The 26,954-nt window shown below is 68.7% G+C and carries 28 protein-coding genes and 1 pseudogene; 14 read left to right on the top strand and 15 right to left on the bottom strand.

What is annotated here, in order from left to right:
- Positions 1 to 39: 39 nt before the first annotated feature.
- Positions 40 to 1,104, bottom strand: a complete 1,065-nt coding sequence (locus tag GP2_RS12310) for an LLM class F420-dependent oxidoreductase (RefSeq protein ID WP_006900836.1) — start codon at positions 1,102 to 1,104, stop codon at positions 40 to 42.
- Between the two features lie 232 nt (positions 1,105 to 1,336).
- On the opposite strand from GP2_RS12310, the gene GP2_RS12305 reads away from it, so the two are divergent.
- The 6 genes from GP2_RS12305 to GP2_RS12280 all read left to right on the top strand — a co-directional run bounded on the left by GP2_RS12305 (position 1,337) and on the right by GP2_RS12280 (position 6,143).
- Positions 1,337 to 2,614, top strand: coding sequence for an inorganic phosphate transporter (locus GP2_RS12305; RefSeq protein WP_006900835.1), 1,278 nt, complete (start codon positions 1,337 to 1,339; stop codon positions 2,612 to 2,614).
- 30 nt (positions 2,615 to 2,644) lie between these two features.
- Entirely contained in the window at positions 2,645 to 2,929 is a 285-nt protein-coding gene (locus GP2_RS12300; RefSeq protein ID WP_006900834.1) for a hypothetical protein, read from the top strand.
- A gap of 60 nt (positions 2,930 to 2,989) precedes the next feature.
- A complete protein-coding gene (locus GP2_RS12295; protein WP_040526921.1) occupies positions 2,990 to 3,295 on the top strand; it encodes a DUF3349 domain-containing protein in 306 nt (101 codons plus the stop codon).
- Between the two features lie 109 nt (positions 3,296 to 3,404).
- On the top strand, positions 3,405 to 3,728 hold the full coding sequence (locus GP2_RS12290) for a DUF3349 domain-containing protein (RefSeq protein WP_006900832.1): 324 nt from the start codon (positions 3,405 to 3,407) through the stop codon (positions 3,726 to 3,728).
- Positions 3,725 to 4,882 (top strand): o-succinylbenzoate--CoA ligase, encoded by a 1,158-nt coding sequence (gene menE, locus GP2_RS12285; RefSeq protein WP_083900238.1) that lies wholly within the window; start codon positions 3,725 to 3,727, stop codon positions 4,880 to 4,882. Before GP2_RS12290 ends, menE begins: the two co-directional genes overlap by 4 nt.
- Before the next feature lie 382 nt (positions 4,883 to 5,264).
- Positions 5,265 to 6,143: a 1,4-dihydroxy-2-naphthoate polyprenyltransferase gene (locus GP2_RS12280; protein ID WP_006900830.1), complete on the top strand. Its 879-nt coding sequence runs from the start codon at positions 5,265 to 5,267 to the stop codon at positions 6,141 to 6,143.
- A 123-nt stretch (positions 6,144 to 6,266) separates the two neighbouring features.
- Here the strand turns inward: GP2_RS12280 and GP2_RS12275 are convergent, their stop codons facing one another.
- From GP2_RS12275 to GP2_RS12250, 6 genes are all read right to left on the bottom strand, one after another.
- Positions 6,267 to 7,124, bottom strand: a complete 858-nt coding sequence (locus GP2_RS12275; RefSeq protein WP_006900829.1) for a Clp protease N-terminal domain-containing protein — start codon at positions 7,122 to 7,124, stop codon at positions 6,267 to 6,269.
- The gene (locus tag GP2_RS12270) at positions 7,117 to 7,401 is read right to left on the bottom strand and encodes a hypothetical protein (RefSeq protein ID WP_006900828.1); all 285 of its coding nucleotides are present in this window, start codon (positions 7,399 to 7,401) and stop codon (positions 7,117 to 7,119) included. Before GP2_RS12270 ends, GP2_RS12275 begins: the two co-directional genes overlap by 8 nt.
- Before the next feature lie 170 nt (positions 7,402 to 7,571).
- A complete protein-coding gene (locus tag GP2_RS12265) occupies positions 7,572 to 10,121 on the bottom strand; it encodes an ABC transporter permease (protein WP_006900827.1) in 2,550 nt (849 codons plus the stop codon).
- Positions 10,118 to 10,750, bottom strand: a complete 633-nt coding sequence (locus tag GP2_RS12260) for an ABC transporter ATP-binding protein (RefSeq protein WP_255218622.1) — start codon at positions 10,748 to 10,750, stop codon at positions 10,118 to 10,120. The genes GP2_RS12265 and GP2_RS12260 overlap by 4 nt, the downstream gene beginning before the upstream one ends.
- A 111-nt stretch (positions 10,751 to 10,861) precedes the next feature.
- On the bottom strand, positions 10,862 to 11,983 hold the full coding sequence (gene cds1 / locus GP2_RS12255; RefSeq protein ID WP_040526917.1) for an L-cysteine desulfhydrase Cds1: 1,122 nt from the start codon (positions 11,981 to 11,983) through the stop codon (positions 10,862 to 10,864).
- A gap of 23 nt (positions 11,984 to 12,006) precedes the next feature.
- Positions 12,007 to 12,351, bottom strand: a complete 345-nt coding sequence (locus GP2_RS12250; protein WP_006900824.1) for a DUF4229 domain-containing protein — start codon at positions 12,349 to 12,351, stop codon at positions 12,007 to 12,009.
- A gap of 193 nt (positions 12,352 to 12,544) precedes the next feature.
- Between GP2_RS12250 and GP2_RS12245 the strand changes: the two genes are divergently transcribed.
- From GP2_RS12245 to GP2_RS21205, 3 genes and pseudogenes are all read left to right on the top strand, one after another.
- Positions 12,545 to 12,766, top strand: coding sequence for a BldC family transcriptional regulator (locus tag GP2_RS12245; protein ID WP_006900823.1), 222 nt, complete (start codon positions 12,545 to 12,547; stop codon positions 12,764 to 12,766).
- Positions 12,767 to 12,980: 214 nt separating this feature from the next.
- Positions 12,981 to 13,199 (top strand): hypothetical protein, encoded by a 219-nt coding sequence (locus GP2_RS12240; protein WP_006900822.1) that lies wholly within the window; start codon positions 12,981 to 12,983, stop codon positions 13,197 to 13,199.
- Positions 13,200 to 13,359: 160 nt separating this feature from the next.
- Positions 13,360 to 13,821: pseudogene (locus GP2_RS21205) on the top strand (helix-turn-helix domain-containing protein); the annotation flags it as partial.
- Positions 13,822 to 13,910: 89 nt separating this feature from the next.
- Here GP2_RS21205 and ccsB read toward each other — a convergent pair.
- The 7 genes from ccsB to GP2_RS12205 form a co-directional block, all read right to left on the bottom strand.
- Entirely contained in the window at positions 13,911 to 14,936 is a 1,026-nt protein-coding gene (gene ccsB, locus GP2_RS12235) for a c-type cytochrome biogenesis protein CcsB (RefSeq protein WP_006900821.1), read from the bottom strand.
- 24 nt (positions 14,937 to 14,960) lie between these two features.
- Complete coding sequence (gene resB / locus GP2_RS12230; protein WP_006900820.1) at positions 14,961 to 16,697, bottom strand: cytochrome c biogenesis protein ResB; 1,737 nt, start codon at positions 16,695 to 16,697, stop codon at positions 14,961 to 14,963.
- 14 nt (positions 16,698 to 16,711) lie between these two features.
- Positions 16,712 to 17,515, bottom strand: coding sequence for a cytochrome c biogenesis CcdA family protein (locus GP2_RS12225; protein ID WP_006900819.1), 804 nt, complete (start codon positions 17,513 to 17,515; stop codon positions 16,712 to 16,714).
- Positions 17,515 to 18,111, bottom strand: coding sequence for a TlpA family protein disulfide reductase (locus GP2_RS12220; RefSeq protein ID WP_006900818.1), 597 nt, complete (start codon positions 18,109 to 18,111; stop codon positions 17,515 to 17,517). The genes GP2_RS12225 and GP2_RS12220 overlap by 1 nt, the downstream gene beginning before the upstream one ends.
- A gap of 45 nt (positions 18,112 to 18,156) precedes the next feature.
- Positions 18,157 to 18,783, bottom strand: a complete 627-nt coding sequence (locus tag GP2_RS12215) for a histidine phosphatase family protein (protein ID WP_006900817.1) — start codon at positions 18,781 to 18,783, stop codon at positions 18,157 to 18,159.
- Positions 18,783 to 20,129: a glutamate-1-semialdehyde 2,1-aminomutase gene (hemL, locus tag GP2_RS12210; protein ID WP_006900816.1), complete on the bottom strand. Its 1,347-nt coding sequence runs from the start codon at positions 20,127 to 20,129 to the stop codon at positions 18,783 to 18,785. Before hemL ends, GP2_RS12215 begins: the two co-directional genes overlap by 1 nt.
- A 98-nt stretch (positions 20,130 to 20,227) precedes the next feature.
- Entirely contained in the window at positions 20,228 to 21,100 is an 873-nt protein-coding gene (locus GP2_RS12205; RefSeq protein WP_006900815.1) for an SGNH/GDSL hydrolase family protein, read from the bottom strand.
- Positions 21,101 to 21,269: 169 nt separating this feature from the next.
- Between GP2_RS12205 and GP2_RS12200 the strand changes: the two genes are divergently transcribed.
- The 4 genes from GP2_RS12200 to GP2_RS12185 all read left to right on the top strand — a co-directional run bounded on the left by GP2_RS12200 (position 21,270) and on the right by GP2_RS12185 (position 25,234).
- On the top strand, positions 21,270 to 22,754 hold the full coding sequence (locus tag GP2_RS12200; protein ID WP_006900814.1) for an NAD-dependent succinate-semialdehyde dehydrogenase: 1,485 nt from the start codon (positions 21,270 to 21,272) through the stop codon (positions 22,752 to 22,754).
- A 124-nt stretch (positions 22,755 to 22,878) separates the two neighbouring features.
- Positions 22,879 to 23,541 (top strand): YdcF family protein, encoded by a 663-nt coding sequence (locus GP2_RS12195; RefSeq protein ID WP_040526915.1) that lies wholly within the window; start codon positions 22,879 to 22,881, stop codon positions 23,539 to 23,541.
- 224 nt (positions 23,542 to 23,765) lie between these two features.
- A complete protein-coding gene (locus GP2_RS12190) occupies positions 23,766 to 24,803 on the top strand; it encodes a hypothetical protein (protein ID WP_006900812.1) in 1,038 nt (345 codons plus the stop codon).
- A complete protein-coding gene (locus GP2_RS12185; RefSeq protein WP_006900811.1) occupies positions 24,800 to 25,234 on the top strand; it encodes a hypothetical protein in 435 nt (144 codons plus the stop codon). Before GP2_RS12190 ends, GP2_RS12185 begins: the two co-directional genes overlap by 4 nt.
- 85 nt (positions 25,235 to 25,319) lie before the next feature.
- Here the strand turns inward: GP2_RS12185 and GP2_RS12180 are convergent, their stop codons facing one another.
- The gene (locus GP2_RS12180) at positions 25,320 to 26,438 is read right to left on the bottom strand and encodes an SIR2 family protein (protein ID WP_255218618.1); all 1,119 of its coding nucleotides are present in this window, start codon (positions 26,436 to 26,438) and stop codon (positions 25,320 to 25,322) included.
- Between the two features lie 95 nt (positions 26,439 to 26,533).
- Between GP2_RS12180 and GP2_RS22170 the strand changes: the two genes are divergently transcribed.
- Positions 26,534 to 26,794 (top strand): hypothetical protein, encoded by a 261-nt coding sequence (locus tag GP2_RS22170; RefSeq protein WP_255218617.1) that lies wholly within the window; start codon positions 26,534 to 26,536, stop codon positions 26,792 to 26,794.
- Positions 26,795 to 26,954 lie beyond the last annotated feature (160 nt).

The following is a 26,954-nucleotide window of genomic DNA, read 5'->3' as shown; positions in this document are numbered from 1 at the left end:
TATCGGGTTGTCGATCACGGCTCCCGGCCGCCGATCAGCTCAGCCGTTGAAGACGTCGCGCAGGAGCTCGATCTCGGCAACACGCTCGGCGTGGGTCGGGGCGACCGGCGACGCCAGCAGGCACGTGACGCCCGCCTCCTTGAAGGCCGCGACGCGCTCGGCGACATGCGACTTCGGACCGATCAGCGACATCCCGTCGACGAGATCGTCCGGCACCGCCGCGGCGGCCTCGACCTTCTTGCCGTCCAGGTAGAGGTCCTGGATGAGCTTGGCCTCTTTCTCGTAGCCGTAACGGATCGCGAGCTGGTTGTAGAAGTTCTTGCCGCGTGCACCCATGCCGCCGATGTACAGCGCCGCGTGGTGGCGGACGAGCTCCCGCGCGTTGTCGAGCTGTTCGGCATCCTCGGTGACACGGGCGGTCGACTGCACGACGATGCCCAGCTCGCCCAACTTCGGGTCGCGCTTGGCCTTACCGGCCGCCAGCGACTCGCCGAACGCCGCGTCGATGTGCTCGGGGTGGAACAGGATCGGCTGCAGCTCGTCGAACAGCTCGGCGGCGAGCTCGACGTTCTTCGGGCCGATCGCCGCGAGCAGCAGCGGGATGTTCTCGCGGACCGGGTGGTTGATGATCTTCAGCGACTTGCCCAGACCGGAGCCGCCGTGCTCCTTGTCCAGCGGCAACGTGTAGTGCTTGCCCTGGTAGTCGAGCTTCTCGCGACGCCACACCATTCGGCAGATCTCCGCGTGCTCGCGGGCGCGCCCCAGCGGGAAGTCGTACTTCACCCCGTGGAAGCCCTCGATGACCTGCGGACCCGACGCGCCGATGCCGAGGACGGCACGGCCGCCGCTGATGTAGTCGAGTCCGGCCGCGGTCATCGCCAGGTTCGTCGGGGTGCGGGAGTACATCGGCAGGATGCCGGTCTGCAGCTCCATCTTCTCGGTCTTCGCGGCGATGTAGCCGAGCTGGGAGACCGCGTCGAAGCTGTACGCCTCGGGCACCGCGATGCGCTCCACACCCGCAGCCTCGTAATCGGCGAGGTTGTCGATGGTCTCGCGGAAGTCACCCGCGTAGTTGATGGGCATCCCCAGCTTGATCGATGTCATGGCGTCGGATTCTTCCACAGCGACGGGCGGTTCCACCATGGGTTGGCCGAGCGTTCGTTCGCCCGATTTCGACCGCTGCCGGACTCGGCCGACATCGGCTTCGATTGCGACGCACGACACATCGACAGGCAGCAAACGTGACGAACGTGACACGCCGCGACACCGGCAAATCCCCACGAAACCGTGCCCAGGCGTTTAGGAAATCCGAACCCCAGCCCTCATGATGAAAGATATGAGCGGCGAGACGCTGATCCTGGTGCTGTTGGTGATCACGGCCCTCGGCTTCGATTTCACCAACGGTTTCCACGACACCGGCAACGCCATGGCGACATCGATCGCCACCGGGGCCCTGAAACCCAAGGTCGCCGTCGCCCTCTCCGCCACCCTGAATCTCGTGGGCGCCTTCCTCTCCGTCGAGATCGCCGCCACCATCACCAAAGAAGTCCTCAACATCCAGCAGACCAGCGGAGACGACGCCGGACAGATCGTCGCCGGCCTGACCCCCACCACCGCGCTGCTCATCATCTTCGCCGGGCTCATCGGCGGCATCCTCTGGAATCTCTTCACCTGGCTCTTCGGCCTTCCGTCGAGTTCCTCGCACGCGCTCTTCGGCGGGCTCATCGGCTCCGGCATCGCGGCCATAGGCCTGTCCGGGGTGAATTGGCACGGAGTGTTCGCCAAGATCATCGTCCCCGCGCTGCTCGCCCCGGTGATCGCATGCCTCGTCGCCGCCTGCGGGACCTGGCTCGTCTTCGCGATCACCCGCCGGATCGCCGAGGGCCGCAAGGAACAGGGTTTCCGCTACGGACAGATCGCCAGCGCCTCGCTCGTCTCGCTGGCCCACGGCACCGGTGACGCCCAGAAGACCATGGGCGTGATCGCGATGGCCCTGATCGTGACGGGCCACCTCGACGCGTCGACGGTGAGTCACGGCCTGCCGCTGTGGGTCGTCGCCAGCTGCGCGGCGGCGATCGCGATCGGCACGTACCTGGGCGGGTGGCGCATCATCCGCACCCTGGGCAAGGGACTCGTGGAGATCAGCTCGCCGCAGGGCATGGCGGCCGAGGCCTCCTCCGCCGCGATCATCCTGACCTCGAGCGCGGCCGGCATGGCGCTGTCCACCACCCAGGTCGCGACCGGCTCGATCCTCGGCTCCGGCGTCGGCAAGCGCGGCGCACAGGTGCGCTGGGCAGTCGCCGGACGTATGGCCGTCGCCTGGCTCACCACCCTCCCGGCCGCCGGCCTCGTCGGCGCCGCGTCGTTCTACATCGCCCACCTGCTCGGCAACGTCGCAGGTGGCATCGCCATCTTCGTCCTGCTGGTCGCGGCGTCGGCCTACATGTACTGGCGCGCCCAGCAGAACAAGATCGACGCCGGCAACGTCAACGACGACTGGGACGAGACCACCGGATCGATCGTCCCGGCCGACGTGGGCACCATCGTCCCCACCGCCGTCGCCGGCGAGTCCGCCTCCGGCACCACCGCGGGACCGACCGCGCGTTCGGTCTGAGAAGACGCGCGAGACACGAGAGGAGAGCGGATGGACATCGTCGAGGCGATCGGCAAGGTGCTGCTCGTCGGGCTGGTCTTCGGCGCCGGACTGCCCGCACTGTTCGCCGTCGGGATGCGCGTCCACTCCCTCGGTTCCGATCAGGTCGCCGATGAGGGGACGATCGTGTCCCACGGCAATCCGGCGATGCGGATGCTCGCCTATGCGATCTTCGGTCTGGTCGCGCTGGTCATCCTCGTCGCACTGCTCTGGATCACCCGCCAGACGATCTACTACTACACCGACATCAAGCTCTTCCCGTTCGGTTACAAGTGACCTGCGGGTGGGTATGCGGTGAGTCCGTCGGAATCGAATCGGTCAGAGGCGCGCATCGCCATGAACAACCGGACACCGTTCTTCGAGTCGGTGATCAACTGGATACGCAAGGGCTATCCGGAGGGTGTCTCGCGCACCGACTTCCCGCCGCTCGTGGCGTTGCTGAGACGAGAGCTCACCGCGGAGGAGGTCACCGACGTGGCCATGGAGCTGGTCAAGCTCTACGGACCGCGGGAGCCGGTGACGAGACAGCAGATCGCCGACGCCATCGAACGGGTCACCAGCGCCCCGCCCACTGCCGAGGACGTCGGCCGGGTCGCCGACCGTCTCACCGCGGTGGGTTGGCCGTTGCGGTCGCGGAACTGACTCCCCGGCGCCGGCCGACCCGTCCGGGCACGTCGGCCCCGAAATCTACAATCACGTCGTGTGCGGTGTGCGATCACCGCGAATTCCGCCCGGAAAGGGGGTGAGGAGTGTGGATCGTCCGCAGTTGCTGTATCGCATCATCGAGTGGCTGCGTGCCGGCTATCCCGACGGCGTGCCGCAGGGTGACTACATCCCGCTCGTCGCCCTGCTCCGCCGCCAGCTGAGCGAGGACGAGGTCCGAGAGGTGTCCTCTCGGCTGATCCGGCAGTCGCCTCCCCCGCCGGAGCCGATCACCAAGATCGACGCGGCGGTCGCGATCACCAAGGTGACCAACGAGCTCGCCCACGAGGACGACATCGACCGGGTGCGCCGGCGCCTCGAATCGTCGGGCTGGCCTTTCGATGCCCCCGATCAGGACCGGGACGAGCCCTGAAAACCCTGCGCACACTCGAGCTCCCGGCCCGACCCGAAGTCGCCGGCCGACGCGACGACCTGCTCGCGATCCTCGGCGGGTCGTGTGCTGTGGTCCCGACATCCGGTGCGGCACAGGAGATCTCCCTGCTGACCGAGGCACTCGGGGTCGGCGGGGCCATCGACGACGCGATCAGTCTGGTGATCTCCACGTCGGGGTCGACCGGAACTCCCAAGGGCGCACAGCACACGCCCGCGACGCTGTCCGCGTCCGCGCAGGCGACGCAGGAGCGGCTCGGCGGCCCGGGCAACTGGCTGCTGGCCCTGGCGCCGCACCACATCGCAGGCCTCCAGGTCCTGCTGCGCGCCGTGGCCGCGGGGTTCACACCGGTCGCGCTGAACCTCGACGACGGATTCGACGCCGACGTCTTCGCCGACGCGCTCGAGCGCCTCGACGGACCGCGACGCTACACCTCGCTGGTGCCCACGCAGCTCGTCAAGGTGCTCGACTCGCCGCGTGCGACCGCGGCCCTGGCCGCGGCCGACGCGCTCCTCGTGGGCGGCGCGGCGACTCCCGCACCGTTGCTGAACCGGGCCGTCGACGCGGGGATTCCCATCGTGTGCACGTACGGGATGAGCGAGACCGCGGGCGGATGCGTGTACGACGGCGTCCCGCTCGACGGCGTCGAGGTGCGCATCGACGACCCGAACCCGGAAGGTGTGGGCCGCGTCGTGCTCGGCGGTCCGATGGTGGCGAAGGGCTATCGCAACCTGCCCGATCATCCGGCGTTCGCGGAGCCGGGCCGGTTCCGCACCGACGACCTGGGCCGGTTGGACGACGGGGTGCTGCGGATCGTGGGACGCGCCGACGAGGCGATCTCCACCGGCGGGCTGACCGTGGTGCCGCAGGTCGTCGAGGCCGTGATCGCCGACGACCCGGCGGTCGCCGAATGTGTGGTGATCGGCCTGCCCGACGACCGGCTCGGCGAGAAGGTGGTCGCCGTCGTCGTGACGAGGACCGGAGAACGGCTCGATGCCTCCCGGATTCGGGGCCTGGTCGCCGAGCGCCTGGACCGCTACGCCGCTCCCCGGGAGGTCTTCGACGTGGATCGCTTGCCGCTGCGCGGTCCCGGCAAACCGGACCGGCGAACGTTGCGGGAGCGCTTCTCGTCGTAGGTGTCGCGGATCGCGGTGGCCTGCACAGCGTTTCGCGAAACACCTGCGGTCGCGCGGCGCGTCGTCGACACCGTCGACGATCAGGGAGTGCGATTCGCCGCCTAGACCTGCACCCGCTCGCCCGCGGCCACCCGCCGTGCACCGCCGACCGGTCCGGGCCGGGTACTCGCGCGTCGGCACCGGTGAGGACGCCGTCGTGCTCGAGGGCAAAGCATCGCAATTCCGGGGTTCACACCCGGATCGGACGTATTCCCAGGTCGACGCAGTTCCTCCGGCGTGTGAGACGACCTCGGACGTCGCCCATCGCATCGCGTGCCGCGACGATCCGCGACATCTGATGCGGCGGTCGGAGGCGATGCCGGGGCGTGGCAGGATCGAACCCGTGGCAACCGCATCGCAGTGGATTCAGGGCGCTCGCCCGCGGACTCTTCCCAACGCCGTGGCACCGGTGGTGGCAGGCGTCGGAGCGGCGCTGCACGGGTCGTCGTGGGACGACTTCTCGTGGTGGAAGGCCGTACTGGCGCTGGCGGTCTCGGTGTCGCTGATCATCGGCGTGAACTTCGCCAACGACTACTCCGACGGCGTGCGCGGCACCGACGACGAACGCGTCGGACCGCTGCGCCTGGTCGGTTCGGGCCTGGCGTCGCCGGGGTCGGTGAAGGCCGCGGCGTTCATCTGCTTCGGCATCGGCGCGGTGTGCGGTCTGGTGCTGGCGATCGCGACCGCATGGTGGCTGGTGCTGATCGGCGCGGTCTGCATCGCGGGGGCCTGGTTCTACACCGGCGGCAAGCGCCCCTACGGCTACGCCGGCTGGGGCGAGGTCGCGGTGTTCACGTTCTTCGGACTGGTGGCCGTCCTCGGCACACAGTTCGTGACGACGGGACGGATCGATTGGGTCGGCCTGGCCTGCGCGGTGGGCGTGGGCGCCGTGTCCAGTGCCGTTCTGGTGGTGAACAATCTGCGCGACATCCCGACCGACGCCGAGAGCGGCAAGATCACCCTCGCGGTCCGCCTCGGTGACGCACGGACCCGTCTCCTGTTCGCCGCGCTGCTCGCCACACCGCTGGTGATGAGCCTGGTGCTGGCGATCGCGACACCATGGGCGCTGGTCGGCCTGATCGCCGCTCCCCTGCTGTGGCAGGCGTACACGCCGGTCCGCACGGGTGCTCAGGGCCCGGGACTGATCCCGTCGATCGGATCGACCGGCAAGGCGATGCTCGGCTGGGCCGTCGTGACGGCGGTGGCGCTGGCGCTCGGATAGAGCGCGGCGCACGAGCAAAGCGACCAGAACAGCGCCCCGAGAACAGAGCACGGTGCCGCCCCGGAGCGACCCTCCGGGGCGGCACGTCTCTGTGTCCGGCGCTCGCGTGGACGTCCGTGTCGGTCAGACCGCGGCGTCGATCTCCGGCAGGCTCGCCAGGACCGCTGCCTTCAGTTCCTCGCGGGTGGTCGCCGACTCGATCAGCGTGCGTGACGCCTCGTCGTCGGCGTCGATGATCGCGAGGAGCAGGTACTCGGCGCGCAACTGACGATCCCCGCGGTCACGGGCGATCTCCACTGCACGGCCGAAGATCTCACGGGCGTCCGACGCGAAGCGGGGTCGGCCCCCTCGTCCTCGCGGACCCCGCCGACCGCGTCCGGGCTCCCAGGGGCCGTCGCCGGCGAAGGGGCCGCCCGGCCCGAACCCGCTAGGGCCGAAGGGACCGGGGCCGAAGCCCTCCGCTCCTTCGGGACCCCACGGTCCGGGACCCCAGGGGCCCGGACGGAATCCCCTCGGGTCGCAGTCGCGACGCGGGCCGCGGCCGCGGTGCGGACCGTGACGGTGTCCTCGGTGTCCGCGACCTCCCCCGGGCCGGCCGCGGCGGCCGGGACGCTCGCCCCAGCCGTCGGTGAGATCGTCACCGAACCGGCCGCGGACGGCCTCACGGACCTTGTCGAGGTCGATACCGATGGAGCGCAGCGCCTCTCGGTCCTCCTCGTAGCGTCGCCGGGCCGACTCGTCGTCGGGATCGGCGTCCTCGGCCTGTTCGGCCTTCTCGTCGTGGTGCTCGCGGACCACGTCCCGGGCCGTCGCCAGGGTGAGCCCCTGCTCGGCGAGGATCGTGAACAGCGGGCTCCGGGCGTTGCAGAGCATGCCCAAGATCAGGTGATCGTTGCCGACACGGCGGTGTCCGAGGTCGGCGGCCTCCTGGGCGGCGAAGGCCAGGAGCATCTTGTCGTCTCGTGTGATTCGTTCAAACATCGGTTGTTTCCCCTCCGGGTCCGCGGGGGCGGACCTCGCGTTGTGAGTGCTTCTGATGCACGGCCTGGCGGCTGATCTGCAGGACCTCTGCGATCGACTGCCAGCTCCAGCCGTGTGCACGGGCGTTGGCGACCTGCACTTCTTCGAGTCGGTCGGCCAGTGTCCGCAGCGCGCGTACCGCAGCCAGCCCCTTCGCGGGATCGTCGCTCGCGGCGGCTCCCGCCAGATCGGCGCCGGTGGCGTCGGGCTGCTGTTCGGTGTTCTGGTCGTCGTGCATGCCTGTCAGGTTATGTTGACACCACTGCGTTGTCAAGAATTATTGACAGCAATGGGTTGGATAGGCCAGTTCGCCGAGCCAGGTTCAGCAATAGGTCTCGCTCAGCGATACCTATTGCTGAACCTCCCGAGCGTCACGTTCCCGCATCGTCGAGACACGGGAGCTGCGGCTCATTCCGACTGGATCGACTCGCTGATGTTCATCCGCGAGGCGCGCACCGCGGGGATGAACGCGCCCACCAGACACAAGGCGCCCGCGATGGCCACGAACATCGCCGCCGACGGTCTCGGCGAGTAGACGACGTCGAGCGACGTCGTCACCGAGAGGATCTCGTCGCTCAGAAGATGCATCGCCCCACCGAGGACGACGCCCACCAGAGCGCCGACGATCGCGACCGCACCCGCCTCGGCGAGCACCATGCGGGAGACGAACCTGCGCGAGGCACCCATCGCGCGCAGCACGCCCAGTTCCCGACGGCGCTCGATCACCGACAGCAACAGGGTGTTCAGCAGCGCGATCGCGGCCGCACCGGCGACGATCCACTGGATGGCCACGGTGAACGAACCCGCCTGCTGCACCACCGCCTGCGTCGCGGCGAGCGCGGCCGCTCCGGTGTACACGTTGATCGGTTTGTTGCCGGCGGTCGGGACGTCGGCCACGAGCGCCTCCAGGGCGCCCTGCACCGCGGCGGGATCGGCGTCGGGCGCGGTGATCACCTGCAGATAGGTGTCCCCGTCACGGTCGAACCACTTTCCCAACAGTTCCTGCGACATCGCGGCGACGCCGGAGTCGACCGAGACGTAATCGACCGTGTCGCGCACCACCACGTCGTGGCGCCCGGTCGGCGTCGCCAGCGTCACGGTGTCGCCGGTCTTCGCATCCAGCACGCGCGCGAGCACATTCGACAGCAGGATGCCGTCCCCGGCCAGAACCCGCGCGACCGCCTCGGGGGACGCCTTGCGCATGAACGGCGCCCGCGAACCCGGTTCCAGCCCTTGGAGATTGGCGCGGCTCTCCCCGATGTTCACCGCGGCCCACTGGCCGCCGACGACCTCGGTGACGCCCGGGACCGCGGCCACCTCGTCCCGCAACGACGCCGGCAGGATCGGGCCCAGTGGGAGGCTCGCCTCGGAGGACGACGACACGTAAAAGTCAGGATCGCCGAGGCCGTCCAACGATCGCGACATCGACGACACCAGGTTGTCCAGGGCGCCCGAGGTCCCCATGCCCACCGCGATCGCCGCCGCGACCGTCATCAGCGTCGCCCAGGCACGACGCGGCGCGCGCTCGGTGTTCACCGACGCCAGCGCGCCGGGTCCGCCGAACCAGCGCGCGACCCGTACCACCAGCCACGACAGCGGCCTCGACAGTGCGAAACACACCAGCAGCGCGGCGATCAGATAGACGACGCCGGCAAGGATCGCGGGCCGTCCCGGCACCGTCGCCACGATCACCCACGACGCGATGAGCCCGGCGACGCCGACCACGGCGGCGACCGCGACCAGCGGGCCCCGCCGCACCGTCGAGTCCGACACCTCGACCGGTGCCATCGCCTCCACGGGCGACACCGAGAACACCGCCCGCGCGGCCAGCGCCGTCGCCGCGACACAGGCGACGACGCAGGCGATCACCGCGACGATCGGCGCGTACCAGGGCAGGTGGTAGTCGACGACCGTGCCGACGGTGTCGGCCGGTGGGTCGGGCAGGCTCGCGATCACCGCACGTCCGGCGACGATGCCGATCGGGATGCCGATCACGCCGCCGACGAGCCCCATGATCGCGGCCTCACCGAGCATGTCCCCGACCAGATGGGATCGCCTGCCGCCCAACGCGCGGATCATCGCGAGCGATCCACGCCGCGACGCCACCGCCATGTTCATCGTGTTGAAGACGAGGAAGGCGGCGATCACCAGCGACACCAGGGAGACCAGCAGGGTCGCGTCGCGGGTCACCGAACTCGACACCTCGGCCTGCTTGGCCCGGAAGTCCGGGTTCACGACCACCGCGCGGCCGTCGACGATCCGCTCCACCTCCGAACGCACGTCGCCCGGGTCCACGTCCGGTTCGGTGACGATGAGGATCGAGTCCACCCGGCCCTCGAGTCCGACGAGTCGTTGCGCGAGGTCGAGGTAGGCGAACACGAAGCGGCCCCTGTTGAGGTCGGCTGCCTGCCGATCGTCGACCACCTCGAGGACCTCGACGTCGACGCCGCCGACCGTCAGCCTGTCCCCGGCCTCCAGGCCCAGGCCCGGTCCGACGAGGACACCGGTCCGCAACCGGTCGAGGTCGATGGCGGCCGAACCCTGTTGCACCGCGGCCCGCAGGCTGCCCGACAGCGCCGTCACCCGCTGGTCGGAGCCGATCAGCGGGACCGCCGAGTCGTCGATGACGACCGAACCGCGGATCATCGGCACCACGGCCTTCGCCCCCTCGACATCGCGGCGGATGGCCCCGGCCAGGGACGCGTCGATGCCGGTGTCGGTGATCGCGGCGACCTCGAGGTCCGCGCTGCCCGACACCGCGTTGCCGAACTGACGCACCGACTCCGTCGTCGACCCGAATGTGCCGAGAACCGCGATCAGCAGCGCGGAGGACACGACCACGACGGCCAGCGACGTGAACAACCGCAGCCGGTGGGTGCGGATCTCCCGCAGGTTGAGCAGACGAATTCGGGTGAGGCCGGCGAGGAGGGACTCGGCCCACCGCGGAGTGCGGCTCACTCCGCGATCTTCCCGTCGCGCACCGTGATCGTGGTGTCGGCGAACGCCGCGGCCTTCGGGTCGTGGGTGACCATGACGACCAGTCGGTCCTCGGCCGCGTGCGCCACGTCGGCGAGCAGGTGCAGCACGGATTCACCGGTCTTGGAGTCGAGGTTGCCGGTGGGCTCGTCGGCGAGCAGGATCGTCGGGTCCATGATCAGCGACCGGGCGATGGCGACACGCTGCATCTGGCCGCCGGACAGTTCGTTCGGGCGGTGGTTCACCCGGTCGCCGAGGCCCACCTGTTCGAGCAGTTCGACCGCGCGCGGTTTGGCCTTGCGCAGCGACCGGTTGTCGAGCAGACGCGGCAGCGCGACGTTCTCCCATGCCGACATCGTCGGCACCAGGTTGAAGAACTGGAAGACGAAACCGACACGGTGGCGCCGGAATTCGGAGGCGGCCGCGTCGTCGAGCCGGCCGAGATCGACGCCGCCGACGGTAATCCGGCCGGACGTGGGCGTGTCGAGCGCCCCGAGGATGTGCAGCAGCGTCGACTTGCCCGCGCCCGACGGACCGACGACGGAGGCGAACTGTCCGCCGTCGATGGTCAGGTTCAGCCCGTCGAGAGCGCGGACCCGCTCCTGCCCCATCTGGTACTCGCGCACCAGGTCGACGGCTTCGACGAGTGGACGCTCGGTTTCGGTCGGCACCCGATGGATCGTAGCCGAGCGGTCATCGGCGCCCGCCGGCTCGAACGCCGGTCAGGCGGCCCAGCGACCGGTCGCGAGGAACTCGTCGAGGACCGCGTTCGCCGCGTCGAGGTCGAAGGACTGTGCGGCGATCCAGGATTCGTCGAAGTAGGTGTTGGAGTAGCGGTCGCCGGGATCGCAGAGCAGGGTGACGACGCTGCCGGCGCGACGCTCCGCCACCATCTCGGCGACCAGCCCGAACGCACCCCACATGTTGGTGCCGGTGGACCCGCCGACGCGGCGTCCCAGCATGTCCGAGACGCGATGGGTGGTCGCGATCGAGGCCTCGTCGGGCACGCCGATCATGCGGTCGACGACCTGCGAGACGAACGACGGCTCCACCCGCGGACGGCCGATGCCCTCGATGCGCGAGCCGGTGTCGGAGGTGAGCGATCCGTCGGCGGCCTCGTAGGCGGGCAGGAACACCGAGTTCTCCGGGTCGACGACGGCCAGCCAGGTGTCATGGCGCTGGTAGCGCAGGTAGCGCCCGAGCGTCGCCGACGTTCCGCCGGTTCCGGCGCCCACCACGATCCACGTGGGGATCGGGTGTGCCTCCTCGGCGAGCTGCGCGAAGATCGACTTCGCGATGTTGTTGTTGCCGCGCCAGTCGGTGGCGCGCTCGGCCATCGTGAACTGATCGATGAAGTGCCCGCCGAGTTCCTTCTCCAGGCGCAACGCCTCGGCGTAGACCTCGCTCGGATGCTCGACGAAATGGCAACGGCCGCCGTGCCGTTCGATCAGCGCGGTCTTCGCCGGCGACGTGCTCGACGTCATCACCGCGATGAACGGGACGCCGATCAGCTCGGCGAAATAGGCCTCGCTCACCGCGGTCGAACCGGAGGACGCCTCGATGACCGGCGTCCCCTCGGTGACCCAGCCGTTGCACAGCGCGTACAGGAACAGCGACCGGGCGAGGCGGTGCTTGAGCGATCCGGTCGGGTGGGTCGACTCGTCCTTGAGATACAGGTCGACCCCGGTCTCCCCGTTCGGCCCCTGCCACCGGGACCACTCCGGGAGGGGCACCCGCAGCAGATGGGTGTCGGCGCTGCGTCGTGCGTCGGCCTCGATCAACCGGACCGCGTTCTGCACCCAGGCGCGATCGGCGCGGCGGTCGACGACCCGTGTCGGCTTCACTCGGCTCGCCCCCTGTCCCTCGGTCACTTGCCGCCGCGGAGCCTGGCCTGCAGGTCTTCGTGGCGGGCGCGGCGCTGCGCCTCGATGGCGGCGATCTGCGTGTTGACGTTCAGCCGGAGGGACTTGAACAGGAACATGCCGAGCGGCAGCGCGATCAGGACGCCGAAGACGGCGGCGACGATGAACGGCACGTCGACGCCGACAGCGCGTCCGCCGAAGAGGATCACCGCGGCGACCACGACGACGAGCAGCATGCGTGCGACGGTGTAGCCGAACAGCGCGAGGGCGAGCTTCGCCGGGCTGGCCGCCGGCAGATTCTCCGGCGTCTCGTCGTTGCGTCCACGGGCGTTGTTCTGCGCTCTGCTCACGCTGCCAGGGTACTCACCGCCCGCAGACGACCTGCAGGTCACGGGTCTTTGCACGTTCTTTACCTACGGCTGAAGGTTCGAGTACCTGGGCGATTTGCGTGTATTCATGGAGTTACGCGTTCTACGACGCGTCACGGCACACAACGCCGACCAGCGGCCTTCCGACAGGGCACAATCCGTTTCAGGGGGAAACGTGACCACTACAGAAGAATCCACGAACACTTACATCACCCCGGGAATCGCGAGCCAGCACACCCTGACACCCGGACAGGTGGCAGCGATGTTCAACGTCAATCCCAAGACCGTGGCCCGCTGGGCCAGCTCGGGCATCCTCGGCTCCATCCGCACCCCGGGCGGCCATCGACGCTTCCGCGAAGAGGACGTGGTGGCGCTGCTGAACCGTCGTACGCACTAGACGCGTACACGACTCGGGAGACGACCAGTCGCTCACCGACCACGCCGGCGTCGAGACCTCCTGCGCCGCCCCGGTCCGCGACCGACGATCTCGTCTGCGGAGCAAGTCCTCCACGGATCCCGGGGCGGCGACGCCTGCGCGGGAGTCCACCACCCCGATCGACGGCGCACCCTAGGCCGATCGGGTTCACGTACCCTTGGGCAGGGAGGTTGCCATGACATATCTGTTCGCGGTTGTCGGTCTGCTCGCCATCGGTTTCCTACTCTGGCGCGCGTTCGGCCCCCGGCCCGACGACGCCGGCAACTCGCCGTCCCATGTCGACATGCGCAACCGCAAGCCCCGTCCCCTGGGCCCCGACGACGATCCGGACTTCCTCCGCGACCTCGACAACCGCACCCAGGACACCAACGGCGGCGACACCGAGGAACCCTGAGCGACACGCTCGCGCGATCGCTCCTCGAGCCCAGAACCCCTTCCACCCGGCGCGTATTCGCAGGTCGAGATCTGTTCGCCCGGGCGGCATAACATACCTCACGGTAGGGTAACGTCTCCCATCGTCGATCCCACGCAGACTGACCTGAGAGAGGGCGCCGTTGAACCCGGGACGATCTCCGCAAGGGGCGTCGACCGATGACGACCTGAGTTTCGCCGACAAAATCGGCCATCTCTTCGAGCACAGCCGTGACGAGAACGGCGTCCGGTACACGGGGAAGAAGATCGCCGAGAAGGCGAACCGCCTCGGATACTCGCTGTCGGACGCCTACATCTCCCAGTTGCGTACCGGCAAGGCGCGCACCCCGTCGTTCCGCATGGTCGAGGCGATCGCACGGGCCTTCGACGTCAGCGTCACGTACTTCCTGTCGAATCCCGAGGAGGACCTCGAGCGGGTCCGACAGCAGCAGAACTACGTCGAGATGCTCGAGGCCACCGGCAGCCACCTCGCGGGGACCGACCTCGGGTCGCTGTGCCCGGAGACCATCGACACCCTCATCGACCTGCTCAAGCTCGTCAAGTCCCAGGCGCTGGCGAAGCAGGCCGAGGATTCGGGCGCCGACCCGGGATCATCGTCGTCGGCCGCCTCCGGCTCTGAGCAGCGCGATTCGTCCGGCGTCCCGGCCTCTGCAGAGGCCCCGGCCGGAGGCGATCAGAGGCCCGCGTACGAGTGCAGGCCCGAGACCACCAGGTTGATGATGAACAGGTTGAATAGCATCGCCACGAAGCCGGCGACGTTGATCCATGCCGCAGACGTGTTGCGCCAGCCGGCGGTCGCGCGCGCGTGCAAATAGGCCGCGTAGATCACCCACGCGATGAAGGACACCGCCTCCTTCGGGTCCCAGCCCCAATATCGGCCCCAGGCCGCCTCGGCCCAGATGGCGCCGCAGATGACGCCGAGACCGAAGAGCGGGAACCCGACGACCACCGTCCGGTAGGCGAGGCGGTCGAGGTTCTCCGCGGACGGGACGTGGTCGATGATCCGGCGCATCGCACCGCCGAAACCGGAGCGCGTCGTCGACGACGTGTCGTCGGCGGGGTTGGCGGCGAATCGCAGCTTCAGCAGGTACAGGATGCTGGCGACGCCCGAGACCATGAGGATGCCCGACGACACCGAGATGATCGAGACGTGGACGGCCAGCCAGTACGACTTGAGTGCCGGGACTACCGGCGCGGCCTGCGTGTAGAGCCAGCGGCCGGCGATGAACATCAGCAGGACGACGGGCAACAGGACGAACGACAGCAGCGGCCGGTGCTCGGGCTTGCGCAGGATGACCAGTGCCGCGATGACGCCGGCGGCGCAGGTCATCGAGACGAACTCGTACATGTTGCCCCACGGCACGCGCTCGGTGGCCATGGCGCGCAGCACGATCGACGCGAGGTGCGCGATGAGGCCGACGATCACGACCGGCAGGCCCATGTTGCCGAGCTTGTCGCCCAGGGTCCGGCGCTGCGGCCCCTCGACGCGACCGGGCACCCGGTCCTCGGTCGTCGTGCCGTTGCCCGACGCCCCTGCCCCGGCGCGGACGAGCTCGCGCTCTTCGAGCTTGCGACCGCGAACCGCAGCCAGCGCACCGAAGAACAGGAAGGCCGCGACCACGTACACGGCCATCGCCGTGCCGAAGAGCAGATCGGAGTACCGCGCGAGCGTCTCGTCGACCTGAATGCTTCCGTTCATCACAGATTCCTTTCGCCGACGGCCCTACAGCCGCCGCGTCGTGCGCCGCGAGGAGGACGGGTCCGCGTCATCGGCCACCAGTGCGGCCGCCTGCTCGTCGAAGCCCTCGCCCCAGCCGGCCTGGTCGGTGCGCGCCAGCCCGGCGATCTCTACTACAGTACGTCGTTTCTCTTCGGCGGAGTCGGGGCCGCCCGCCTGACCGGCCGATTCCCCGGCAGGCGCCGGCACCAGTCGCGCCCAGATGCGGCGGCGGCGGACCAGCAGGGACACCAACAGGCCGCCGAGCATCACGACCGCGCTGACCAGCACCCAGATCTGCGCCGAATCGTGCGAGACCTGCACCGACACCCAGCGCTGGTAGCCGTCGAAGGTGACCGTGGTGCCGTCGGCGAGGGTGTGGCTCTGCCCCACCGCGAGGTTCACCTGCGCCTGCCGCTGGAGCCGGCCCTGTTCGATGAGGTCCTGGTCGAGCGAGTAGGCGTTCTGCGGCTTGCCGGTGTCGAGCCCGGTGTCGCCCTTGAAGATCCGGATCGCGACCGCCGGGTCCCTCGGTTCCGGCGACGCGGAGGTCAGCAGGGTCCCGTGGTAGAGCGCGTCCGGGGCGAACAGGCCCTCGAGCGCGATCTGGTTCTTGCGGCGCTCGTCTGCGTCGGGGTAGAGACCGGCCGGGGTGTCGAAGCGCATCGCACCCGACGACAGCATCGTCTGCAGCTCGTCGGGCACGAAGGGCGTGGTCTGCGTGCGCTTCTCGCCGTTGGGGAAGGTCACGGTGAACGTCGGCGCGAAACCGTTGCCCAGCACGTACACGCGGTCGCCCGCCACGCGCAGCGGCTCGTTGACCTTCACCGACGTCGTGGTCCACGCGGCCGGGTCGCGCACCGCGTCGCCTTCGGCATAGCTGATGGTCGCGTCGTACATGTCCGGCTGTCCGCTCGGCAGGAACGTCGCCGAGAAGTCGTCGACGCGGAAGCAGAATTTCGACAGGTCGGTGCCGTCGACGAGGTTGCCGGCCCGGAAGGAGTCGTAGACCGCGGTCGAGGTGTTGCACATGCCCTGCTCCCCGTCGGCGACGAGGCTGCGGGTTCCCTCGTAGCCGTACAGCTTGCCGACCGCGATGGACACCAGCAGCGCCAGCAACGCGAAGTGGAAGACCAGGTTGCCGAACTCGCGCAGGTAGCCCTTCTCCGCCGACACCTCGACGCAGCCGTCCGGATAGGCCTTGCTCGGTTCGCGCGCGACGACCTCGCTGCGCCATCCGCGCAGGCGGGAGTCGATGCGCTCGGCGATCTCCTCGGGCGTTCCGTCGACGGTCCGCGTGATGTGCCGTGGCAGGCGCGAGAGGTTGCGCGGGGCCGCGACCGGCCTGGCGCGCAGGCTCTTGAAGTGCTCCACCATGCGGGGCGTGAGGCAGCCGACGAGCGAGACGAACAACAGCACGTAGATCGCGGTGAACCAGGCGCTGGAGAAGACGTCGAACAGCTGCAGCCTGTCCATCAGCGTGCCGAGCTTGCCGCGTTCGGCGATGTACTCGAGCGTCTTCTGCTCATTCAGGTCCCGCTGCGGCAGCAGGGCACCGGGGATGGCGGCGAGCGCCAGCAGGAACAGCAGCAGCAGCGCGGTGCGCATCGAGGTGAGCGAACGCCACAGGTTGCGCAGCGGCCAGAGGATCCGGCGCCGAGCCCAGTGCGCCTTGCGCGGCGAGGAGCTCTCGGCCTCCGACCGCGGTCGGTCGGCGACGTCGGTGTCGGTCACATCTGCCATGGGTTCTCGCACACTCAGATCGGTAGTTCGGTGTCGGTGACGAAGTGCACCTGGATCCAGACGATGAACTGGTCCCACCAGCCGGTCACCAGGGCGACGCCGACCGCGATGAGCAGGACACCGCCGATGACCTGGATGGTCCGGGCGTTGCGACGCAGCCAGCCGAGGCTGCGCAGGGCCCACGCGGAGGAGAACGCGAGGATCACGAACGGCAGGCCCAGACCCAGGCAGTACGCGACGATGAGGGTCACGCCCTTGGCCGCGGTCGCGCCCTCGGTGCCGCTGACGGTCGCGATGACCGACGCCAGCGTCGGCCCGAGGCACGGCGTCCAGCCGAGCGCGAACACCGCGCCGAGCAGGGGCGCCCCGACCAGATTGGACACCCGCACCGGCTCGAACCGCACCTCCCGCTGCAGGGGCCGGACGAGACCGATGAACACCAGGCCCATCGCGATGGTGACCACTCCGCCGATGCGCTGCAGCAGCTCGCGGTTCACCACGAAGGTGCTGGTGACCCCGAGCACGGTGGCGGTGGCCGCGACGAAGACGACGGTGAAGCCGAGCACGAACAGGCCGGCCGCGAACGCGACCCGGCTGCGGCCCTTCTTGGCCCCCTCCCCCGGCGTCACGGCCGGGGCCTCGGCGCCGACCAGCCCGGCCAGGTACGACAGGTACCCGGGCACGAGCGGCACGACGCACGGCGAGGCGAACGAGACCAGGCCGGCAAGCAGGCACGCCGCGAGCGCGAGCAGCAGCGGGCCGCTGGTCACGGTGTCGGCGAAGGTGTCGCCGATCGAGGCGGCGAGGACGGTCTCCATCAGGATTGCCCCGCCGGTTCCGCGGCGACCCGCTTGACGACCGCGTCGAGTTCGGAGTCCGAGACGGCCTTGAGGAAGACCGCGGCCGGACGGTGGCGGCGATCCAGGACGATCGTGGTCGGGACCACCGAGGTCGGGGTGGTCAGCGCGGCCAGCGACAGCCCGGAGAAGTCGTAGATCGACGGGAACCCGACGTTGCGGTCGATGACGAAGTCCTTGGCGGAATTGCGGTCATCGCGCAGGTTGATGCCGAGGAACTCGACGCCGTCGTCGCGGTTGCCCTCGTAGACGCGCTCGAGGTCGTCGGCCTCGCCGCGGCACGGCCCGCACCAGGACCCCCACACGTTGAGCACGACGACCTTGTCGTCGAACCTCTCGTCGGACAGCGACAGCGGCTGCCCACTCACCAGATCCTCACCCGAGAGTTCGGCGATGGGCTTGCGATCGGCGGGGGCGTAGGTGATCACGGTCTGTCCGCCGGGCGAGACGAACTGGAAGGTGTTCCCCTGCGCGACCGCGTCGTCGCCGGTGCTGCAGCCGCCGACGAGCAGGATGAGGGCGGCCGACAGCACTGCCGGCAGGAGGAACCTTCGCACTTTTCTTCTGAGGAACCTTCGCACTTTTCTTCTCAGACCTTCGGATCAGGCTCCGGTGGCCAGCGGGTCGGATGCGCCGGCCGGCTCGGAGTAGATGATGTCGACGAGCGCGTCGTCGTCGTAGATCAGGCTGGTCAGCGAGGCGAGCGAGCACTGGCGACGACGCGGGTCGTGCCACAGCCGCTGGCCCTCGAGGAACCGGCGCAGCGTGTAGACGGGCAGCTGGTGGCTGACGCACACCGCCTCGTGTCCGCGCGCGGCGTCGCGGGCCTTGTTGGCCGCGGCCAGCATGCGGTGCGCGAGCTGGATGTAGGGCTCGCCCCACGACGGCGTGAACGGGTCGCGCAGCTTGGGCCAGTGTCGCGGCTTGCTCAGCGCGCCGTCGCCGACCGAGACCTTGAGGCCCTCGAAGACGTTGTCGGCCTCGATGAGGTCGTCGTTGGTCTGGATCTCGAGCCCGTGGGCCGCGGCGATCGGGGTCGCGGTCTCCTGCGCACGCTGCAGCGGCGACGCGAAGACGGCCGTGATGTCGTGGTCGGCGAGGGCGTCGGCCACCTTCTGGGCCTGTGCCCGGCCGTCGGCGGAGAGGTGAAAGCCGGGCAGGCGACCGTAGAGGATGCCCTCCGGGTTGTGTACCTCTCCGTGGCGCATCATGTGGACGATCGTGTGCATCAGGCGTTGTCCCCCGGGGTGGCTGTGGCGGCTGCACGCGCTGCGGCGGGCAGCGCGTCGGCGATCTGCGAGAAAGCATCCTCGTCGAGCGCTGCGGACACAAACCAGGCCTCGAAGGCACTCGGCGGCGGATAGACGCCGCGCTCGAGCAGCGCGTGGAAGAACGGTGCGAATCTCCAGGTCTCGGTCGCGCTGACGCCCGCGTAGTCGAAGACCGGGATCTCCGGGTCGGTCGTGAAGAACACACTGAGCAGGTTGCCCGCCTTCTGCACGCGGTGGCCGACACCGGCGGCGGTGAGGGCCTCGGTGAGCAGCGTCGCGAGACGGTCGGCATTGGCGTCGAGCTTGGCGTAGACGTCGTGGTCGGCGTGGCGCAGGGTGGCGAGTCCGGCGGCCACCGCGACGGGGTTACCGGACAGGGTGCCGGCCTGGTAGACGGGGCCGGTGGGCGCGAGGCGCTCCATGATGTCGGCACGACCGCCGAACGCCGCAGCAGGAAGGCCGCCGCTCATCACCTTGCCGAAGGTGTAGAGGTCGCCGGCGACGCCCTCGAGTCCGTACCAGCCGCTCGGGCTGACGCGAAAGCCCGTCATCACCTCGTCCATGATGAGCAGCGCGCCGTGGCGGCTGGTCAGTTCACGCAGGCCCGCGTTGAAGCCGTCGACCGGGGCGATGGCGCCCATGTTGCCGGCGGCCGCCTCGGTGATGACCGCGGCGATGTCGTCGCCGTGCTCCTCGAAGGCCTTCGCGACGGCCTCGAGGTCGTTGTAGGGCAGCACCAGGGTGTCGTGCGCCGACGCCCCGGTGACGCCCGGGCTGGTCGGCAGGCCGAGCGTCGCGACGCCGGACCCGGCGGAGGCGAGCAGGGCGTCGACGTGGCCGTGGTAGCAGCCGGCGAACTTGATGATCTTGGAACGGCCGGTGTAACCGCGGGCGAGGCGGATGGCCGACATGGTGGCCTCGGTGCCCGAGTTGACCAGGCGGACGCGCTGCACCGGGTCGACGCGGCCGATGATCTCCTCGGCGAGTTCGATCTCGGCCTCGGTGGGAGCGCCGAACGACAGCCCTCCCGACGCGGCGCGCTGCACGGCCTCGACGACGGCCGGATGGGCGTGGCCCAGGATCATCGGGCCCCACGACGCGACGAGGTCGACGTAGGTGTTGCCGTCGGCGTCGCGCAGACGGCAACCCTCGGCGCTCGAGATGAAGCGCGGGGTTCCGCCGACCGCGGAGAACGCGCGGACCGGAGAGTTGACGCCGCCCGGGATCGCCTCGGCCGCACGGGCGAAGAGCGCGGCGGAGGTGTCGGGGTGTTCGACCTTGGGGGCGTCAGCGGTACCAGTCACGGCCTACAGTCTTCCAAACGGCACCCGGTGACCCAAATCGCCGCTGGTCAAAGGTGTGACCGGTCACTGGTCGGTGTGCAGGGACGCCTCCCCGGGCGTCATCCGGCGAGGGCCTTTCGGACCTGTTCGGCGATCGCCTCCTGCCCCGCGGCGTTGGGGTGCAGCCTGCCCGGACCCGATGCGGTCATCGGCTCGATCCACCGCTGCGGACCGGCACAGGCGTCGTGCCCGGCGCTCGGCACGAGCATGTCGACGAACCGCACGCCCTCCTCGTCGGCCGCGCGACGCCCGGCATCGTTGACCGCGACCTGCAACCGGCGCAGCAGCGCGAGGTCGCCGGCCGCGACCTTCATCTCCGGGTAGCAGCCCCCGTCCTCGGGCACCAGCCACGGATAGCCGATCAGCAGCACGTCCGCGCTCGGCGCCTTCGATCTCACCTGACGCAATGCCTCGCGCACGGCCGGGTAGATGTCGCGGTCCACGGGGTCGATCAGGTCACGGCCATGACGTTCGGTGCACGGCGCCCCGAGCGGATCGGCCTCGGCGGCCTGCCCGCACAGATCGATGGCGCGACCGTAGGTGCCCTCGTTGTTGCCGCCGATCATCACGGTGACGACGTCGGCGTCCCCGTCGAGCGCGTCGAGTTGCGGCGGGACCCCTTCGTACTGTGCTTCGGTGAGGTCGCCGGTGTCGGCGCCGGCGCAGCTGACGTCGACGAGGTCGTAGTCGTCCTCCGCGGCGACGATGTGGGCGAAGTTCCGGCTCGACCGCAGGCAGAAGATCGGCGAGTCCTCGACCAGGGGCCGCACGCCTGTCCCCGAGGCGAAGCTGTCGCCGAGGTTCACCAGGCGCACGCGGCCGGGTTCGCGCGCGCTGCTCTCCGCGGCCGAGGACGTGACGGTGTCGTCGGTCTCGGACCGCCCGTCGTCGGCCGAGCATCCGACCGCGAGGGTCGCAACCGCCGCGAGCATTGCGAACCCGCGTAGGGCAGCTCTCCTGCGACCGACTCGGGCGGTTCGTCGTTCGTCCACACCGCCATCGTGCGTGTGCGCGAAGCCGGTCGGCAACCACACCCGGCGCCGGTAGCGTGGGAAAAGCGTCAACCGCAGGCGACAACCGACGACGAGGATGTGAGGCCGCATGAGCTCCAGCGAAGCCGACAGCAAGGACGTGCTCGATCCGCAGGCGATTCTCGACGGCGTGCCGACCGGCCTGTGGATCGACGGGCGGTCGACGCCGGCCGCCTCGGGCAAGACGTTCGAGGTGTTCGATCCGGCCACCGAAGAAGTCCTGACGTCGGTGGCCGACGCGGGGGCCGACGACGCGATCGCCGCACTGGACTCCGCCGCCGGTGCGGCCGACGACTGGGCCGCGACACCGGCGCGCGAGCGCAGCGAGATCCTGCGCCGCACCTTCGAGTTGCTCACCGACCGTGCCGACGACATCGCCATGCTGATGACGCTCGAACTCGGCCGCGCACTGCCGGACAGTCGTGCAGAGACCAAGTACGGCAACGAGTTCCTGCGTTGGTTCGCCGAGGAGGCGGTGCGCATCGGCGGCCGGTTCACGCAGGCCCCGGCCGGCAACGGCCGAATCCTGGTGACACATCAGCCCGTCGGACCGTGCCTGGCGATCACGCCGTGGAACTTCCCGCTCGCCATGGGGACGCGCAAGATCGCCCCGGCCCTCGCGGCGGGCAACGTGATGCTCGTGAAGCCGGCCGGGGAGACCCCGCTGACCATGCTGGCGCTGGCCGAGGCGTTCGCGGAGGCCGGCCTGCCGCCGGGTGTGTTGTCGGTGCTGCCGACCAGCTCGAGCAGCACGGTGTCGTCGGCGCTGATCTCCGACGACCGGATCAAGAAGATCAGCTTCACCGGCTCGACCCCGGTCGGCCGGACCCTGCTGGGACAGGCCGCCGAACGTGTGCAGCGAACCTCGATGGAGCTGGGCGGGAACGCCCCGTTCCTGGTGTTCGACGACGCCGACGTCGACGCCGCTGTCGAAGGCGCGTATCTGGCGAAGATGCGCAACGGCGGCGAGGCCTGCACCGCCGCCAACCGGTTCCTGGTGCAGTCCGGCATTGTCGAGGAGTTCACCGCCAAGCTCACCGAGAAGATGTCGCAGGTCGTGATGGGTCCGGGTTACCGGGACGGCGTGACGCTCGGCCCGCTGGTGAACGCCAAGCAGCGGGACAAGGTCGCCGAGCTCGTCGAACAGGCGGTGAGCGACGGCGCCCGCGTGCGGCTGGGCGGAGAGCGGCCCGAAGGGCGCGGATTCTTCTACCCCGCGACGGTTCTCGACGACGTCGACCCGTACGCGCCGATCACCCGCGAGGAGATCTTCGGACCGGTCGCCGTCATCAGCACCTTCGACGCCGAGGACGACGGCATCGCTGCCGCCAACTCCACCGAGTACGGCCTGGCGTCGTACTTCTACAGCCGGGACCTGGAGCGGTGCATGCGCGTCGCGTCCCGCCTCGAGTCGGGCATGGTCGGGGTGAACCGCGGTGTGATCTCCGATGCCGCAGCGCCTTTCGGCGGCATAAAGCAGTCCGGCATCGGCCGGGAGGGCGGCACCGAGGGCATCGACGAGTACCTGAACGTGAAGTACATCGCGCTGACCTGAGCGGCTCATGGGGCGGCGATCCCCTCAGGCATCCGCCACTCACCGTTGTTACGTAAGTGACTGGTGATACAGATGTTATTGCATCGAAACCTGTACGGCCGTACTTCTACGTACCGTCGAGAACATGCGACTGAGAAGAATCGTGCCCACGGTCGCGGCGACCGTGGCAGTGATCGCCGGTGGCATGACCGTCTCCGGAATCGGTGACCCCGGGGTGGCGAACATCGAATCGACAGCTGCCAGTGCCGATCTCGGCAGCTCCGACCTCGGCAGCGGCAACACCGGCAGCGCCGACATCAGCCGGGGCGACTTCGGCAGCGTCGACTTCGGCAGCTCCGAGTTCGGCACCCGGAACAGCCTCTTCCTCTGGGAAAGCCCGCCGACCCGCTACATCGTCGTGCTCGGGGCCAAGTTCGGCGTCCTCGGCCAGACCCCCGAGATCATGAAGCGCCGACTCAACCACGCCGCGAAGCTGGCCAAGCAGCATCCTTTCAACCGCGTCATCGTCTCCGGCGGCGACACCCACTGGCTCCCGATCACCGAGGCCCAGTTCATGAACGTCGGCCTCATCCGCCGCGGAATCCCGGTGTGGCAGATGGTCAACGAGGGCAAGTCGACGTCGACGGTCCAGAACGCCGAGAACACCGTGCGCATGCTCAAGCGCATGGGCGCGACCGGCGCGGTGATCGTCACCAACGACTTCCACATGGACCGCGCGCTGAAGAACTTCCGCGACGCCGCGAAGGCCCAGGGCGCGCGGCTGGTGTTCCGGCCGGCGTACGCGTAGGACATTCCATCGCTATCAGCGGACCACTCAGGACAACAGGCGACGCGGGAACCGACTAAGGCTGCATCCCCTGCTCGGCCGTCTGGCCTGCGGGTCGCACCCCACAACAGCCTGTCCACCGTTGACTCCAACGGATACTCACTCGGGTACAGCTGCCATTCGTGCGGCCACCGCTGCTGTCACCGCCTTGTGTCAAACTCTGACGAGCAGAGAAGGGAGGTCTCATGGTCTTGCCATTGATTCCGGTTGTCGCGATTGCTGTAGGTACAGCCGCAGGAAGCGCGGGCCTCGCGCTCGGCGGTAAAGGTGCTTACGACCTGAAGAAGGCCAGCTCCGAACTCAACGCGACTCGCGAGCGGTACGAAACCCGAAGATCAGCCAGCGAGGCCTTGGCCTCTGCCGTAAACGACCGCATCGCGCAGTACGGGACTCAACAAGAACAGGCCATTCGAGACGTCGTCATGCGCATGCATGACTTCTTGATCCGGAACGAGAAAAAGGTCCGCGACAACGAGAAGCTCCTCGTCGATGGAATCGAGGCCAGCGTGAATCTGGTCTCCGGTTCACATTCGATGGACCTCTCAGTCGCTCAGTGGGTTCGTGGAATCATCGGGTCTGTCGGTGCCGGTGCCGGAGCAGGAGCGGCAACCAGCGCCGCGGCCACCACCTTTGGAGTGGCCAGCACCGGCGCTGCAATCTCTGGATTGTCAGGCGCTGCCGCTGAAAGTGCAGCCCTGGCGTGGCTCGGCGGCGGCGCCGTCGCCGCAGGCGGCGGGGGTATGGCGCTTGGAGCTCTCGCCCTCAACTTCGTAACGATCGGCCCTGGTCTACTCGTCGCGGGCTTCGTCGTCAACGGACAGGGCAAGAAGGCTGTCACCCAAGCGCTCGACTACAAAGCTCGGATCGAAGCCGAGATCGCGAAACTCGATGTGGCAGACGCACACATATCCGCGGTAGAGGCTCGGACCGAAGAACTGAGCAGACTACTCGCGGAAATCACCCGCAAGGGTAGTCGTGCAGTTGATGAGCTGGAGGAGGTCTTCTTCGATCCGGCAAAACATGCGCACCTGTTCCAACGCGCCATGATTCTGGTGAAGGGTGTAATCGATATCGCGACAACCCCCGTGATCGACGAGGACGGAGAACTGACGGACGAAGGCCACCAGTTGACGATCAAGTACCGCGCGATGAACTCAGATGACCTGAGAACCAGCGCCACTTCGCCTACGACGTCTAGCGAAGCGAAGGAAGCCACTCCATGACCGACAGTTCCAAACCCTTGACCGGAGACGTCATCCCACCGCGCAAGAAGGCCACGCCAGGTGCGCTGGAGGGTTTCGCCGCGCTCAATCAACTGGTCGGCGCGGCTCGAGAGTGCATCACCATCCATGCCCTCGAGAACACCAAACAGGCACGTATCCAGGCTTACGCCCACACAGAGATCGCGCGGATCAAGGCTGCGGAGAGCGTCCTCCGCGACTACTTCGCCCAAGCCTTCGCCGAGCGCCGCGTGACCACGGATGCCATGTTCGAACGTCTCGACGCCGCCATCGAAACCGGCGACTCGCAGGTGATCAGCGACGTTGTACGAGCAGTTGTCGATATCGCGAAGAGTTCGCCACTGAAGGATATGGGCGATCTCAGCCAGATCCGTGCCGCGCTCGACGATCCCGATCAGGTCTGGGATCTCTGAGACTGTCCTCTCGTTCCATTCTTGGATCAGTCGCACTCCACCGGCCGGCAAGTAAACGGCGCCTCAAAGCACACCTGGGGCTCCACTAGCCGCCGACTGGGCGCGCCCCCAGTGCACTGAAGGCGAGCTTCAAGGGATCGAGCAGCGCTGACGCATTGTCGACCTCGCCGACGAGCCTGCGAACACTGTCGACGACCCCACGGTCACGGTCGTCGAGCAGACCGTCGAACCGCTCGTCCAGCAGCCAGGGCGCGTCGGTGGCAGCATAGGCGGCAACCGCATCGAGGAACATCTCCATGCGTCGGACGCGGTTCTCTAGCTTCTTCCCCTCGCAGACGAACCACCGGAACTGATCCCTCCAGAGTTCCTGCCGCGCTTCGACTCCGGAGGTGTCGACGAACGTTCCCCGGATGGACCGAGCCTCGCTCTTCTGCAGGTACTCGTCGACCTCCATCGCCAGGCGGATCACGTTCCCATCGGAGAGCGAGGCTCCGATGATGAGGACGTGTTTGGTCAGCAGCAGGGCTTGGAGCAGCGAACCTGCCGGCCGGGACTTGGCGTCGAAGAGGACGAAGTCCCGACGCGTGAGGACGATGCTGGGCGTTCTGTCGATGTCACCGTGCAACTTCAGCAACCACGGGCGCCCCTCCTCGACGGACTCCCAGGGCAGGACACTCGGGCGCGCACGGCCCGTCGCCTCGACAGCTCGCTCGTACAGGTTGTCGTAGTTGGTGGTGACCGCGTGACCGCAAGCCATCCCGGCAAGGAGCGCGTGCGCAAGGGCGATCTTGCCGCTCCTGCCGATGATCTCGATGACGGCCTGGTTCAACTCCTGCGCACCGCCGAGCCTCGTCGCGAGGAACTCCGCCTGGTCCAGTGCATCGAGGCCGTCGAAGTCCTTCGGCAGACCACCTTCGACCCGCTCGCCCAGATTCTTGATCAGATCGCCCCAACTCGGCAGTCCCGCAGCCATACTGACTCCCGCGCCGAGGAACAGTGCGAGGTGCCCCTGGGCGGCGAGGCCGCCGAGCCGCCGCGCTTCCGCCATCTCCCGGTCGTCCAGCTCCCAGTGGCGGGGTCCCGCCGGCCGCCAGGTTCCGACGCGCGTGCTGGGCCGCGCTGAAGACGGCGGCATCCGGGGTGACCAGCAGGATGTCGAGGCCGAGCGTCGCCGCTTCCTCGCGAAGCGCAGCGAGGAGTTCACGCAGGATCGCTCCCCTGCGCGCCCCGAGTCCGCCGGCGCCGATACCCAGAACCGGTAGGGCGACGCGTCGCAGGGCCCGACCGGCAGGCTTGGCGATGTCAGCGGAGTCGATCTGCCGCAAGGTCTCCCGCATGCGCCGGACGAGTTCGTCTGCGGTGAGCAGTTGCGCGTCGGCGACGCTGATGAACCACACCGACTCCCCGGTCGCAGCCCTGCCGAACGGCGGAGCAGGCCAGCCCGCTGGCCGGGCGCGGTCGACGTCGCCGGCAACGGGCCGCCAGTGCGACTCGACGGTGAAGACCGAGTCGGTCGGCACGATCACCGCGTCGTACGCGAAGTTCTCGATCCTGCCGTGAAGTACGAAGAGATGACCTGGCACGAAGTCGTTCTCGGACACGAGATGACTGTAGAACGCGCCGTATCCGACCCGGTTTGCCGGACACAGGACTCCCGCGACGCCGCCCACTTCTCCCTATTGGACCCGATCAGCGGACAGGAGACAGCGTCGCGCGAAAC

Source organism: Gordonia paraffinivorans NBRC 108238, from assembly GCF_000344155.1.
In the GTDB taxonomy this organism is placed as follows: Bacteria; Actinomycetota; Actinomycetes; order Mycobacteriales; family Mycobacteriaceae; genus Gordonia; species Gordonia paraffinivorans.
This window is presented reverse-complemented; position numbering and strand designations above follow the sequence as displayed.